This window comes from Virgibacillus salarius, assembly GCF_039521925.1.
Classification (GTDB): Bacteria; Bacillota; Bacilli; order Bacillales; family Amphibacillaceae; genus Virgibacillus; species Virgibacillus salarius.
In genome coordinates this window covers 26,993-41,466 of record NZ_BAAACY010000045.1, presented here as the reverse complement: position 1 = coordinate 41,466, position 14,474 = coordinate 26,993, and the positions used below count along the sequence as shown (strand labels likewise).

The following is a 14,474-nucleotide window of genomic DNA, read 5'->3' as shown; positions in this document are numbered from 1 at the left end:
CTTTGCAAAGTTAGTTGAGGCCGTGCCCACGGAAAGCGAAGTAATTAGTCGGAGCATTGCCAATATACATCTAACATTTCAAAATAACTACTTGGCTTAACACAGTCATTGCACTAATTTTATACTTTCTTAACTTAGAAGTAAAGGCTATCGAGGGGTTCTCGATAGCACCGTATTCTTATACTTTCGAACTAGATGGATAATGAAGGTTTAACTGTGAAGGTTAATCATTTTTTGATAAAGAGAGAAAAATACTCTGATAATCCAGCAGAAAAAGGAGATTCGGATGAAGCAGCACTTTTTTTGACTTACTTAATTATAAACATAACCATTCCTTTTAATCCTCGTTCATAGTAAGAAAACTGCTTCATAAAAATGGACCGGTTTTCCCTTTTAACTAAACAAATTTATAGAAGTGATAATAATTGGCATTGCGAAGACGTCGATTAGGAAAGCTCCAACTAAAGGAACAACTAAAAATGCTTTTTTAGAGGGACCGTATCGGTTGACTATTGCATCCATATTAGCAATGGCATTTGGAGTAGCGCCTAGCCCATGCCCTGTGAAACCACCAACCATCACTGCCGCATCATAATTCTTTCCTAGCAATCTAAATAATATAAAGATACCAAATAAAGCTATAAATAGTACCTGTACGATAACAATGACTAATAATGGCAATGCTAAATTAGCAACTTCCCATAATTTAATACTCATAAGAGCCATTGATAAAAAGATACCCAATGTAATATCACCTATAATTCCAATACTTTTCATCTCAATTAATGTTTTATCATATCGATCAAGCACATTTCGAACGATTACAGCAACAAACATGGCACTTACATATCCGGGCAGTACAAAACCGGTTACATTTGAGAATAGCTCTCCTAAATAAGAGCCTAATACCATACATAAAGTAATAATAAAAGCTTGTGTCATAAATGTTTTAGAATTAATAGAGCTTGCTTCTGTTTTAGCTTCAACCGTAACAGCACTTTCCTCTGTTGCCCGCTCCGTAGACTTCAGATTGTATTTCTTGATTAAATATTTTACAATTGGCCCACCAATCAGTCCGCCAGCTACTAATCCTACAGTAGCAGCAGCTAATCCAATGGATAATGCAGAGTCAACTCCAAGCTCTTCAATGGTTGTACCAAATGCAGTTGCGGCACCATGACCACCTTCCATTGATGTAGCTCCAACCATTACACCGATAAGTGGATCTAAGTTTAAAAGCGTTGCAAAAGATATTCCAATAACACTTTGTGCTAGTGCAAGAAATCCACATGATAACCAATAAATGATCAAAAGCTTTCCACCTAATTTGATTAAACCAAAGCTTGCACCCAAACCTACAGTAGTGAAAAAAGTTAACATAAATAAGCTTTGTAAAGATGTATCCAAATTAATATTTACAAGATGAAGTCCTTTTAGTAGTGTTACAAGTATAGCGAAAAGTAGCCCCCCAACAACAGGAGCAGGTATACAAAATCTCTCTAAGAATCTAATTCTTTTATTAAGGTATCCCCCAAGAAGAAATACAGCTATTGCAATAAACAATGTCGTAACTTGATTCATTTCTAATGTCATGTTGTCCCTCCTTCATATGTTAAACAACTGGGAAATTCGATATATTCATCGTTGAAATATTAAAATGTAACATTCTCTCTCATTGAACTGTATTATTAAAATTATGCAAAACCTCCGCCACTAGATAAGCAGCTAGCTTTGTAGTTCGTCCATTTTCATCTAAAAGAGGATTTACCTCTGATATATCAAAGCTACATACATTCTCTTTAGCAACAATATGACGTAATAACGTTCTTACGACAACAGGGTCCAGTCCAAAAGGGGACGGTGCGCTAACTCCTGGGGCTGCAGAAGAAGCAATCGAGTCTGTACATAGCGTAACGATAATGACATCGTACTGGTTACAAAATTGATCAATAACTCCATATTGTTTTTGTATGTTGTGTAGAGCTAGTGATTCTTCTAACACATAAATACATCCAAGCTGCTCTGCAACCTGAAACAGAGATTTTGTATTACCGAATGGTTGAATTCCTAAACATAAATAGCCTGCTTGCTTATCCTGTTCTAAAATCTGCCTAAACATAGTCCCAGATGAAGGTCTACTATCCTGACGCAAATCAAAATGTGCATCTATATTTATAATACCTATCGATGTGTTTTCTCCCACATACTTCCTAATTCCGAGATAATGACCGTACAGCGTTTCATGTCCTCCACCAAGAATAATTGGCGTGGATCTTTTATTAAATATTTGATCAACGCGATCCGCTAATTCTGCCTGCGCAGCTTCTAAGCTTTCTCCTTCGCATACTACATTTCCAACATCGATAATTGAAGCTGTATCTTCAAAGAGATAGGGTAGTTTACCAAGACTTTTTCTTATTTCATCAGGAGCCTTTGCAGCACCAATTCTCCCTTTATTCCTTCGAACACCCTCGTCAGATTCAAAACCAACAAGACAAAAAGCGCTTTCAAAATCATCATCCGTAGAGTTACATATCACACGTTGATGAATGCGAAAGCTATCTTTGTCTATTTTACTATCCACTCTACCTTGCCACGTTTGTCTATTTGGAAATTTATACATATCAACACCTCACTACCTACATATTTTGCTTATTCAGAAAATATATTATTTATTATAAATAACTATACATATAATTACTAATATGCAAATTTTATATTTCTATAGTTTAAAACTATAAATAGAATATAAGAGCAAAAGCGCTCGATTATAAACGCAGCGACTGGACCGAGTCAACGGAAAAAAGGAATCACGGTGTGCTTGCGAACTGATGATGACTTATCATAGAGAGATTCATGAAGTCGCCTCGTTTCTGGACGCTGGAGCTGGACGCCGCTCAACACGCCCAAATTTATCCACATAGGCAAATTTTATATTTTCCTAGACTAGACTAATAAAAAACTACCGACCAAACGTTGGCTATGGCACAACATTTGATCGATAGTTCATTCACTTTTAGGAATTTCATCTGCTGATTCTCTTAGTGAACTACTCCCACCACTTACCACCCTTACGGGTTGCTTGAAGTGGGGGCTTCTTGGATAATCGCCACTTTTGGTAGCTGACGAAATGGACCAAGCTAACCCTCTTGTTCCAAGAGTTTATATTTTCATTAGGCACTTGCTAATAAGCGAATGCCTTCTTTTTTGATATGGAGAGCTGAATTATAATCTCTATCGAGATTTAGCCCACACGAACAAGCGTATGTTCTAATTTCTATAGGCATTGGTTGGGTATTTCCGCAACTCGAACAAGTTTTGGTAGATGGGAACCATTTATCAATTTTGATAAGTTGTTTCCCTTGTTCTTTTAGTTTGTACTGTAAGAAAGAGGTGAACATTCCCCATCCATTATCAGCTACGCTTTTACCGAATTTAAGTGCTTGTGACATTCCTTTCATGTCTAAATCTTCAATCACAACAGCATCGAAGTTAGACACTAATTCCTTTGATTTATGGTGAAGAAAGTTCTTGCGTTGATTGGCAACTTTCTCTTGAATGTTAGCTACTCGAATACGTTGTTTATTCCAATTTGCAGAGCCTTTCTTTTTACGAGAAAGTTTACGTTGTTCTTTTGCTAATTTATTAAGTATTTGTCGATAAAACTTAGGATAATTGGCTTTCTCACCCTCACTATCAACAAACAACCCATCCATTGAAAAGTCTAAGCCAACAACTTTTTCAATTTCCTTCCTTTTTATCTCCTTCTCGTACTCTGTAAGAATCGAAATATAGTATTTTCCTGATGAAGTCATAGACAAGGTACAAGATTTGATGGTGTACTCCGAAGGAATTGCTCGATGTTGCTTGATTTTGACCATTTTTAATTTAGGTAATTTGATATGACCATCCAACAACTGAATATTTCCATTGACGACATTCGTTGTGTAGCTTTGTTTATGGCGTTTGCTTTTGAATTTTGGGAACCTGGCATGCCCTTTGAAGAAGGCTTTATATGCCTTATCTAAATTTAGTTGAGCGTTTGCCAACGCTAATGAATCGACTTCTTTTAGCCATTCGTATTCTTTTTTGTAATTGGCAGGGGTAGGATGTTTTACCTTTTTCCATGCTTCTTTATCATCTTTTAGGGTTTCATACGTTTCTTTTCGTTCTGCTAACATTTTGTTATAGACAAAGCGAACGCAACCGAAGGTTTTACGTATAACCAAAGCCTGTTCATCTGTTGGATACAATCTAAACTTGTACGCTTTATTTTGTTTAGCCATATCAAATCACCTCACTTTATCCTTTGATTTTCAATCTATTTTTTTACTACTTCAATAGGCGAACCGCCAGTCGTCAACAAGCAAAAACTTCTTGACCAAAACATTTCTTTCCCTAACTTTTTACGGACATGAGGAAAATCCCTCTTGCTAAGTCTTGAACTGGCACTTTTATAGGCATTGATGAATTTCGATCATTCACTGTTGGGTTGTGCTTTGAGCAAAAAAGGAAAAAAGCCTTTGGGCTGTCGCCCAACCGAAATTCATCCTCTTACCGTTGGGCTACGCCCTTCACACGCTTGAAGATGGAGACTTCTTTCGGAAGTACGTTAAATTCCTATTTCTATTCGTTGTATAAAATCCATCTGTGTCAGTGGATACTTTATATATGGAGCCCTTTTAAAACCATTTTCACATTATGTTTGTGTCATAGTATTATCCTGACTGACAATATTTCGCGTTGCTTTTGTATACGACTCCTCTAGCTCACTAACAATTCTCTCAATTGATTGAACCTTGTCAATCGCGCCAATTCCTTGACCAGAACCCCATACATCCTTCCATGCCTTTACTTCTGGATTATCCAATTTTTCAAAGTTAATTTCTTGTTTCTTTTCTAATTGATTTGGATCAAGCCCAGCTTTTACAATACTAGGAATTAAATAATTCGCGTTAACACCACTAAATGCATCTGTATAAATAATATCTTCAATCGATGATTCAACAATCATTTGCTTATATGCATCAGGTGCTCCACTTTCTTCAGAAGGTATAAATCGTGTTCCCATATAAACAAAATCAGCACCTAGAATTTCTGATGCAAGGATATCTTCTCCTTCCGACATACCACCTGCAAGTACGATAGGTCCGTCAAAAAATGAACGGACTTCATGAATAAACGGAATTGGATTTAATACTCCAGCATGGCCGCCAGCTCCACTGGCAACAAGTACCAAACCATCAGCACCTTTTTCAATCGCCTTTTTGGCAAACTTTACATTAATGACATCGGAAAAAACTACGCCACCATACTGATGGGCAATCTCGACAACTGGACTAGGATCCCCCAAAGACGTAATAACAATGGGTGGCTGGTATTTTTCAATTAATTTCAAATCTTCCGTATACCGCTTATTGGAACGATGAGTAATAAAGTTTATACCCCAAGGTGCGATTTTCCTCGTCGGTTCTTTTTCTTTGAGTACATCAATTTCCGTATTAATTTGATGCATCCAGTCTTCTAAAATATCACTAGTTCTTGCATTTAATGCTGGAAAAGTCCCAGCAATTCCAGCACGACAAGCTGCCACGACCATTTTAGGACTAGACACTAAAAACATCGGTGCCATAATGACTGGTAGACGCATTGATAATTTCATTTGTTGAATTGCTTGTTTAGACATTTCTGCAAACTCCTCTTCATTATAATTCTCTCTTTTCTGTCCACTACATCAATAATGTGAAACTCCAATCAGTTGGGGTTTTGTTTTATAGAAGTTTCTCTTGCAGAATCCCTCTACATCGACCTCTAATTGCTAAGTATATTTCCCCCAAAATGCAATCGTTTTCAATTATTCCTATTTAATTACATAAGATATAATTATTGATAATTCTAATAATTCATCCTTTGTATGTCAAGTTATATCTAGCTGGAGATCCGTTGCATAATCCCCCTTTTTAACGTTTAAAAGCGAAGCAACTTCTTCTATATCTGTTGAGAAAATCCGATCTTCACTTATCGTTGGCACGACCTTCCGATATGCTTCCCATTTTTCTTTTAGTTTACCGGCCATTTTGTCTATCCCTGTGCTTTCCACTGCTTGAAGAGCACATATGCATTCAATTGCTAACACACGTCTTGTATTATTTATGATCAGCCTAGCATGTCGAGAACCTATTGTCCCCATACTGACATGATCCTCTTGATTAGCCGATGACGGAATCGAGTCGACACTGGCTGGATGAGCTAACGTTTTATTCTCAGATACGAGCGACGCTGCAGCATATTGCATAATCATGGCCCCAGATTGTAGCCCAGGCTGAGCACTTAAAAATGCCGGTAAGTCATTCAACTGTGGATTAACCAAACGCTCTACACGTCGTTCAGAAATATTGGCAAGTTCAGCAATCGCAATTTTCAGAAAATCCATAGCTATCGCAATCGGTTGACCATGAAAATTGCCCCCTGAGATAACCAGCTTTCCCCCATCAAAAATAAGTGGATTATCTGTTGCAGCATTTGCTTCTATTTCTAATTTTTCCTTTACATAATCCAGTGCTTGCCATGTTGCCCCATGAACCTGAGGAATGCAACGCAAAGAATAAGCGTCTTGGACCCGTTTTTCTCCTTGATGAGTAATTAATTGACTGCCTTCTAACCAAGCTGTCATTCGCTTAGCCACCGCTACTTGCTGCGGATACCCTCGTACTTCATGAACAGCTGGATGAAAAGCATCGATAATCCCTTGCAATCCCTCCATCGTTAACGCAGCTATCCACTCACTGTCATAGGCTAGCTTTTCGGCTTCTATATAATTCATGACACCAACTGCTACCATCGCTTGGGTTCCATTAATTAGTGCTAGCCCCTCCTTTGCTTGTAATACAATTGGTTGAAGCTGTTTTTTAGAAAGAACCGAGGCAGCATCAACCGCTTCTCCCTTTTCATTAAAGACTTTCCCTTCACCGATCATCACTAAGGCTAAATGTGCTAATGGAGCTAAATCTCCTGATGCCCCCAGAGAACCTTGCTCAGGAATAACAGGATGTATTCGCTCATTAACTAGATCTGCTAATAGCTCAACGAGCACAGGACGTACGCCAGAGAACCCTTTTAATAGTGCGTTTAAGCGAAGGACCATCATTGCACGCGATACCTTTTCTTCAAATGGATTACCAACTCCACAGGCATGTGAACGAATTAAATATAATTGTAAATCCTCTACGTCTTTTGCCTCAATCATAACATCGCTAAACTTCCCAAAACCAGTCGTAATCCCATAAACAATTTCTTTATTGGCAACAATGTTATCCACAGCTAATCTGCTTTCTCGAACCTTCTCCATACTAGTTTTTGAAATGGTAATTTGCTCCTGTTCAATACAGATGCGTTTCAATTGATCTATGGTTAAAGAATCTCCTGATAGCTCAATCATTACGCTTCCCCCTTTTCATTAATACAATAAAAAAGAGGCGATAATGGCATACAAATAAGCCACCATCACCTCCTCATGTCTACTCACTTTAGGTAATGATTTATATAATTAAATATGATTAACACCTAGTCCGACAGCTTCATGCTCCAAGCCTTTTATTGGAGCTCCAATGGTACCGTAAAAGGCAACGGCAATCCATTCACCTTCTTCAGGATTTACATATGGGTTCCCACGAACAACAGCGAATCGTAACCCAACGGTACGCATCATTTCACCAATTGCCCACTGCCCTCTAGTAACTCCTTCTAATCCTTCTAAAATTGCATGATAAAGTGCATGTGTTTCTCGATAAACGCCTTCTTGAATTAGCTTGCTTCGTTTCACTGCCGTTTCTACTGCGGAAATCACTTTTTGCATATCCATTGATCCAACTTTTCCTTCACAAATTTGGACATCTGGAACTATCGATTGATAGGACGCTCGTTCTTGCTCATCTAGCATTGCAAGTAACGTAGCAATTTTTCCAATACGAAGTTTTTGTGTCATTGTTTCTTCTCCTAAAGGTCTCTGCTTATACAAAATGGTTTCTCAAAAGTCAGTTGCCTCCATACAACTGGAATACTCCGCTTTCGGGTAGCGGTTCAGCCTTCTTCTGAGTTGAAGACCTACTATGTAGTCCGCATAGCTCCTCTTTTTTGAAAGCCAAGTATATATCAAACGCTCTTTAAAATAATCTAATCTTAACTAATGACTAGTAACTACTTTTAGTATACGTCTTCGTAAAATTATCCGTCAATAACATTTACAAAAAATTCCGTCTATTATTATTCAAAAATCAAATATTACATAGCTATAATCATAGGGTGAAACATCAATTAGTGTGGATTTTTATCCCCATTGAAGGTTTGTACCACAAGATTATGACCTAAAGGTCTTTAAACCACTCGGACATTTACTGGCAGTGGATATCTCTATTATCCATTATTGGTTTCACTTTATTGCTTTTAGTGGAAATATCACTGCCAGTTATATACGCAATAAATCGTATTAACCTAATTCCACCCCATCTTTTGTTATTTCTTATACGGAGGATACATGCCTGTTACATGTGGACAAGTTCTCTTGTTCTACAACTACCTTTCCCTTCTTGATAACTGTATCCACATGATTCATTCCATATTGATAGGATAGCATTAGATAATTTGGTACATTAAAAATCGTAATATCTGCCTGTTTACCAATTTCTAGACTCCCGATTTTATCAGCACAACCAATCGCATGTGCAGCATTGATGGTTGTTGCTGTAATAACCTCTTCAGGTGTCATCCCCATTTTTAAACAGCCAAGATTCATAATAAACTGTAAGGATAACGTTGGGGATGAACCTGGGTTTGCATCCGTAGAAAGAGCAACGGCTAAGCCTTGATCTATCATTTTTCTTGCTTGAGCAAATTCTGCCATTAGGAAAAATGCAGTACCTGGTAAAAGAACACCAATAACATCTTGTTCAGCCATTTGACGAATTCCTACATCCGATGCCTTCAATAAATGATCAGCTGAAATCGCACCAACAGCTGCAGCTAATTCTGCCCCCCCATAGGATTCAATTTCATCCGCATGAATTTTTGGAATTAGTCCATATTCCTTACCCGCCTCCAGAATTCTTCTTGATTGTTCTGGCGTAAATACGCCTCGCTCACAAAACACATCATTAAATGTTGCCAAATTCCGTTTAGCAACCTCTGGAATCATCTCTGAAATAACTCGATCTACAAAAATGTCTGGATTTTCTTTTTCGGCTACTGGTACAGCATGTGCTCCCATAAATGTTGAAACAACATCCATGACATGATCCTTATTTAATTGCTTGGCAACTTCCAATTGCTTGATTTCATGTTCTGTCGTTAAACCATATCCACTCTTTGCTTCTACTGTGGTGACGCCATTTGTTAGAAATGTATCTAGACGCAGCTTCGATTCATGATAAAGTTGGTCATAATTTGCTTGCTGCGTAGCTCGAGTTGTTGCGTGAATACCGCCTCCTGCATGCATGATGTCCATATACGACTTTCCTTTTAGTCGCATTGCATACTCATTCTCCCTTGTTCCGGCATGAACAAGATGTGTATGAGGATCGATCAGACCTGGGGAAACTACTTTATTAGACGCATCGATTTGTTTAGCTTGAGCAATTTCATCGGCATACTTCGCTTGAATTTTTTCCGTCGTACCAATGGCAATAATCTCACCGTCCTTCGCAAGTAATCCACCATCTTCTATACTATTAAGCTCTCTCATTGCATCAGTTTTAGCTGGCTTATCGGTATTTCCACTTATGGTAAGTAATTGAGCTGCATGTTTAATAAATAGGATATCTGACATTTATAACGCCCCTTTACGTTGTAGCATTGGAATATGAACACCTTTTTCCTTCGCAGTATCCTCGGCTTTTTCATAGCCTGCATCCACATGACGAACAATCCCCATCCCAGGATCTGTTGTAAGGACGCGATCCAAACGCTCCTCCGCCTCTTTTGTTCCATCGGCAACAATAACCATTCCAGCATGAAGCGAGTATCCCATACCAACGCCGCCACCGTGGTGGACACTGACCCAGCTAGCTCCCCCAACACTATTAATCAACGCGTTTAATATTGGCCAGTCCGCTACCGCATCGCTTCCATCCTTCATCGCTTCCGTTTCTCGATTTGGTGAGGCTACGGAACCTGAATCAAGATGATCACGTCCGATAACAATCGGTGCTTTTAATTCACCTCGTTCAACCATACGATTAATAATTTTTCCAAAGCGGGCTCTTTCTCCATACCCTAGCCAGCAAATCCGAGAAGGGAGTCCTTGGAAACTAATTTTCTCTTGCGCCATGCGAATCCACTTACACAGCGACTCGTTCTCACTAAATTCGCGCAGGATGACCTCATCTGTCTTATAAATATCTTCTGGATCGCCGGATAATGCCACCCAGCGAAACGGTCCTTTACCTTCACAAAATTGTGGGCGAATATAAGCAGGAACAAATCCAGGAAAATCAAATGCATTCGCTACTCCTTCATCCTTGGCTACTTGGCGGATATTATTTCCATAATCAAAGGTAACCGCCCCTTTTTGCTGCATTTGCAGCATTGTCTTAACATGAACTGCAATACTTTGTTTAGATAATTGAACATAATTCCCTGGATTATTCTCCCTTAATTTAGCTGCTTCTGCTAACGTCATATGAACAGGGATATAGCCATTCAGCGGATCATGAGAGGAGGTTTGATCTGTTAGTACGTCTGGAATGAATCCTTTTGTAAGCATTTCCGGTAGAAGCTCAGCTGCATTGCCTAACAAGCCTATAGATAGCGCTTCCCCTTTACTACGCGCTTCTTCAGCAAGCTTTATTGCTTCATCTAAGCTATCCGTAGAGGTATCTAAATAATTTGTATCTAATCGACGCTGGATACGATGAGGATCTATTTCTATAGCAATACAGATCCCCTCATTTAGTATCACCGCTAAAGGTTGCGCTCCTCCCATGCCGCCTAACCCCGCCGTCACAGTAATCGTTCCTTGTAAACTGCCGTCAAAATGCTGCCTAGCACATTCTGCAAATGTCTCATATGTTCCTTGCACAATTCCTTGGCTGCCAATATAGATCCAGCTGCCCGCAGTCATTTGCCCATACATCATTAAACCTTTCTGATCCAATTCATGAAAGTGCTCCCAATTCGCCCATGCTGGAACTAAATTCGAGTTAGCAATCAGCACTTTCGGAGCATCTGTATGCGTACGGAACACAGCAACGGGTTTTCCTGATTGAATGAGTAAGGTCTCATTTTCCTCTATCTGTTTTAATTCCTTCACAATCGCCTCGTAGCATTCCCAATTTCGTGCTGCTTTACCTATCCCACCATAAACCACTAGCTCGTCTGGATTTTCTGCCACCTCTGGGCTCAGATTATTATTCAACATTCGAAGAGCAGCTTCTTGTATCCATCCTTTCGTATGTAATGCTGAACCACGATATTGTTCTACTTGCATGTTCTTTTCCATTCTCATTTTCTTCATCTCCTCCCTATGTTAGCAACCTCAAATAAACCGTTTACATTTTCTGTAGTTAAAAAATTCACATTCCTTTTCCATCTGATTATCGATCCTTCTGTTTATTTGGTACTATAGATAATAGAAGACATAACATTTTTTTAATTTAATACCATACATTAAAATTATAATTATAATAATATATAATTACAAATATAAATATTCTATATTTTTATAAAATTCAACTATAAATTAAGGAGATTAGGATGGAATTTCGCCATTTAGTCTATTTTGTTACGATTGTTGAACAATCAACCTATACTCGAGCAGCAACCGTCTTACATGTATCTCAGCCATCACTTAGTGCTGCTATTAAAAAGCTAGAGAATGAAGTAGGATTGACATTAATTAAACGTAATACGAGGAGCCTCGAGGTCACAAGTGAGGGTAAAATACTTTATCAAGAGGCTAAAAAATTGTTAAATCACTATCAGCATGTATCTAAAGAAATGATCCGCTTGAAAGAGCAGGGACCGCTGGAACTCACAATCGGTTTAATAGAGTCCTCCAATTTTTGGGTACCAAAAATTTTGAAACAATTTCAGAAAGAATATCAGGATGCTCATATAAAATTATTAGAAATTCTAAGTTTAACGGATGTAGAGAAAGCTTTAACAAACTTCGATATTCATCTAGCTATAACAAATCAGAATTTGAATAATGATGCGATTGAGACATTACCTATCTATGAGGAAAAATTAGTTGCTGTTCTTCCTCAAGGGCACAACTTACAAGATTATACAGAGCTAACTATTTATGACTTGAAAGACGAAACATTTATCATTTGCAAAGAAGGCTTTCAAACAAGAGAGGATATTCTTTATGCATTTGCTAAATCAGGGATTCAGCCAATGATTCAATTTGAAATCGAGCGATTTGAAACAGCATGTCGTCTTGTTATCGAAGGTTTAGGAATCACAGTTGTTCCTGAAAACTATGTTAAAAATACAGTTCATTCAGATTATCATATAAAACATATTAACGATTCACATTTATCCAGAAGCGTATATCTAGCCTATGAGAAAAATCGTTATTTACCTCCAATTGTACTGAAGTTTATAGGATTGGTGGAAGAATTCTTTAAACAGTGATGCCCTTAGGTCACCTAGAAGTATTTCGTCCTATAGAACACGTACCACCTCAAGCATAGACTGGATGTCAACTTGTCATATTTTGATTGATTCGAGTAATTACTCTAGGTGAGATGCTTAGCTAAATTATGTTTTTCTCCACATATAACTAGCAGTAAGACCCCCGCTTCAAGCAATAAAGGAACAACACTATTAGTAACTAGGGGGACAAACAAAACCTTCAATTGATTGAAGGTTCACTTTATTTGTATGTCATTAAAGGAACAATTGAATAAACGATAGGCATCATTTCCTTGCTAAAATTCAAATAGCCTTGCGTGAAATAAGGAAATCTGTTATATTACAGACAATTAAATATTTCTTATTTCAATTATTTGAAGTGAGGATAGAGGTGCATCGGTCATCATTACACAGTTTGAGGATAATGAGATCCATTGACGATTGTGGAAAGGGATCGTTGCCGAAGTAACAGATAACTCATTATTTACTGTTGCTGGTTCTGCTATTGAATAAATACAGGACTGTCGTATAGGTAACTATATGGAGGGCTATCTGACGCAGAAAATGAAATACTACATTTCTGCAGTAGCAAACCCTTGCTGCTGTTTTTTTGCGTTAATTAGAAATGGTCTATCCATCTATTGTTTTAACTTATCACAAGGGGTGTAAAGAAATGGAATTTGGCCAAGTATTAACCGCAATGGTGACACCATTTGATCAACATGGAAAAATTGATTTTCATGCCACAAGATCTCTCGTAAATTATTTAATTAAAAATGGAACGGATGGGCTGATTGTTGCTGGAACTACAGGTGAATCAGCTACATTAACAGATGAGGAAAAGATTCAGCTTATGCGCTTCGTTGTTGAAGTAGTAAATGATCGAATTCCGGTATTAGCTGGAACTGGGGCAAATAACACAAAAGCTACTATTAATTTAACAATACAAGCGGAAAAAGTTGGAGTTAATGGTATCATGCTTGTTACTCCATACTACAATAAACCTTCGCAAACAGGAATTTATCAGCATTTCCAAGCGATCGCAGCAGCTACTAATCTCCCTATTATGCTTTATAATGTACCGGGAAGAACTGGTGTCAATTTAACTGTAGATACTACGGTACAGCTTTCTAAAATAGATAATATTGTTGCCATCAAAGAAGCGAGCGGTAACCTTGATGCGATGTCAGAAATAATTAGACGCACATCCAAGGACTTCTCCCTATACAGCGGAGATGACGGACTAACATTACCAGCATTAGCTATTGGAGGAAAAGGTGTGGTCTCAGTCGCCTCCCATATCATTGGTAATGAAATGCAAGAGATGATAAATCAATTTAGCTTTGGAAATGTCAAAGCTAGTGCAGCGCTACATCAACATTTACTTCCAATCATGAAAGCTTTGTTTGCTGCACCTAGTCCTTCGCCCGTCAAATCAGCATTATCTATGAAAGGTGTTCCAGTTGGGGATGTTCGGCTTCCAATGGTACCTCTAACACAAGAGGAAACAAACAATCTAAAACAAACATTACAGCACTTACAGTCCATCGTTTCAGCAAGTTAAACGATTATGAAGAGCGAGAGACTATAGAAATTGAGATAAGTAATGTCGAACTACTATTCGAATATGAAGTATATCAGGATAGTAGTTCGACAGTTCTTTGGAATAGTAATTATTCTACCGAGAGAAATCGATGCATGAACGTCTATCCTAGCCGAAAAAATTGTGAAAACAGCACATGTCAAATGTAACTACGCCAGTGAAAAGCGATACAAAAATTCACTAGGATTCAGCTTTTGATAGCCCTCCTCTATTCAGTTCCTTTAAAATTCTTTAAAGGCTA

Annotated in this window: 10 protein-coding genes, 1 pseudogene and 1 riboswitch; of the genes and pseudogenes, 2 read left to right on the top strand and 9 right to left on the bottom strand. The window is 38.1% G+C overall.

Annotation, left to right across the window (positions count from 1 at the left end; genetic code table 11):
* Nucleotides 1–393 precede the first annotated feature (393 nt).
* From gltS to hutU, 9 genes and pseudogenes are all read right to left on the bottom strand, one after another.
* Nucleotides 394–1,593 carry a sodium/glutamate symporter gene (gltS, locus tag ABDZ84_RS06865; RefSeq protein ID WP_026679606.1) on the bottom strand — a complete coding sequence of 400 codons (1,200 nt, stop codon included), beginning with the start codon at nucleotides 1,591–1,593 and terminating at the stop codon, nucleotides 394–396.
* A 79-nt stretch (nucleotides 1,594–1,672) separates the two neighbouring features.
* Nucleotides 1,673–2,623 carry a formimidoylglutamase gene (gene hutG, locus ABDZ84_RS06860; RefSeq protein WP_166530241.1) on the bottom strand — a complete coding sequence of 317 codons (951 nt, stop codon included), beginning with the start codon at nucleotides 2,621–2,623 and terminating at the stop codon, nucleotides 1,673–1,675.
* A gap of 550 nt (nucleotides 2,624–3,173) precedes the next feature.
* On the bottom strand, nucleotides 3,174–4,286 hold the full coding sequence (locus ABDZ84_RS06855) for an RNA-guided endonuclease TnpB family protein (protein WP_166530240.1): 1,113 nt from the start codon (nucleotides 4,284–4,286) through the stop codon (nucleotides 3,174–3,176).
* Between the two features lie 35 nt (nucleotides 4,287–4,321).
* Nucleotides 4,322–4,507: pseudogene (locus tag ABDZ84_RS06850) on the bottom strand (transposase); the annotation flags it as partial.
* A 192-nt stretch (nucleotides 4,508–4,699) separates the two neighbouring features.
* The gene (locus ABDZ84_RS06845) at nucleotides 4,700–5,686 is read right to left on the bottom strand and encodes an NAD(P)H-dependent flavin oxidoreductase (protein WP_121603758.1); all 987 of its coding nucleotides are present in this window, start codon (nucleotides 5,684–5,686) and stop codon (nucleotides 4,700–4,702) included.
* Nucleotides 5,687–5,917: 231 nt separating this feature from the next.
* Nucleotides 5,918–7,438, bottom strand: coding sequence for a histidine ammonia-lyase (hutH, locus tag ABDZ84_RS06840; RefSeq protein ID WP_166530239.1), 1,521 nt, complete (start codon nucleotides 7,436–7,438; stop codon nucleotides 5,918–5,920).
* 108 nt (nucleotides 7,439–7,546) lie between these two features.
* Nucleotides 7,547–7,984: a histidine utilization transcription antiterminator HutP gene (gene hutP / locus ABDZ84_RS06835; protein WP_166530238.1), complete on the bottom strand. Its 438-nt coding sequence runs from the start codon at nucleotides 7,982–7,984 to the stop codon at nucleotides 7,547–7,549.
* Nucleotides 7,985–8,518: 534 nt separating this feature from the next.
* Nucleotides 8,519–9,820 (bottom strand): imidazolonepropionase, encoded by a 1,302-nt coding sequence (hutI, locus tag ABDZ84_RS06830; RefSeq protein ID WP_026682426.1) that lies wholly within the window; start codon nucleotides 9,818–9,820, stop codon nucleotides 8,519–8,521.
* Nucleotides 9,821–11,497: a urocanate hydratase gene (gene hutU, locus ABDZ84_RS06825; protein ID WP_281414413.1), complete on the bottom strand. Its 1,677-nt coding sequence runs from the start codon at nucleotides 11,495–11,497 to the stop codon at nucleotides 9,821–9,823. It lies immediately after the preceding gene.
* Between the two features lie 248 nt (nucleotides 11,498–11,745).
* On the opposite strand from hutU, the gene ABDZ84_RS06820 reads away from it, so the two are divergent.
* Together ABDZ84_RS06820 and dapA are read left to right on the top strand one after the other, a co-directional pair.
* Nucleotides 11,746–12,630 carry a LysR family transcriptional regulator gene (locus tag ABDZ84_RS06820; protein WP_034679462.1) on the top strand — a complete coding sequence of 295 codons (885 nt, stop codon included), beginning with the start codon at nucleotides 11,746–11,748 and terminating at the stop codon, nucleotides 12,628–12,630.
* A 378-nt stretch (nucleotides 12,631–13,008) separates the two neighbouring features.
* A riboswitch (Lysine riboswitch) is annotated at nucleotides 13,009–13,189 on the top strand.
* A gap of 114 nt (nucleotides 13,190–13,303) precedes the next feature.
* Nucleotides 13,304–14,194: a 4-hydroxy-tetrahydrodipicolinate synthase gene (gene dapA / locus ABDZ84_RS06815; protein WP_121603762.1), complete on the top strand. Its 891-nt coding sequence runs from the start codon at nucleotides 13,304–13,306 to the stop codon at nucleotides 14,192–14,194.
* Nucleotides 14,195–14,474: the final 280 nt, after the last annotated feature.

Excerpts from the sequence above, each read along its gene's own strand:
- gltS (WP_026679606.1), bottom strand. The coding sequence starts at position 1,593 with ATGACATTAGAAATGAATCAAGTTACGACATTGTTTATTGCAATAGCT.
- hutG (WP_166530241.1), bottom strand. The coding sequence starts at position 2,623 with ATGTATAAATTTCCAAATAGACAAACGTGGCAAGGTAGAGTGGATAGT.
- ABDZ84_RS06845 (WP_121603758.1), bottom strand. The coding sequence starts at position 5,686 with ATGTCTAAACAAGCAATTCAACAAATGAAATTATCAATGCGTCTACCA.
- ABDZ84_RS06855 (WP_166530240.1), bottom strand. The coding sequence starts at position 4,286 with ATGGCTAAACAAAATAAAGCGTACAAGTTTAGATTGTATCCAACAGAT.
- hutI (WP_026682426.1), bottom strand. The coding sequence starts at position 9,820 with ATGTCAGATATCCTATTTATTAAACATGCAGCTCAATTACTTACCATA.
- hutP (WP_166530238.1), bottom strand. The coding sequence starts at position 7,984 with ATGACACAAAAACTTCGTATTGGAAAAATTGCTACGTTACTTGCAATG.
- hutH (WP_166530239.1), bottom strand. The coding sequence starts at position 7,438 with ATGATTGAGCTATCAGGAGATTCTTTAACCATAGATCAATTGAAACGC.
- hutU (WP_281414413.1), bottom strand. The coding sequence starts at position 11,497 with ATGAGAATGGAAAAGAACATGCAAGTAGAACAATATCGTGGTTCAGCA.
- ABDZ84_RS06820 (WP_034679462.1), top strand. The coding sequence starts at position 11,746 with ATGGAATTTCGCCATTTAGTCTATTTTGTTACGATTGTTGAACAATCA.
- dapA (WP_121603762.1), top strand. The coding sequence starts at position 13,304 with ATGGAATTTGGCCAAGTATTAACCGCAATGGTGACACCATTTGATCAA.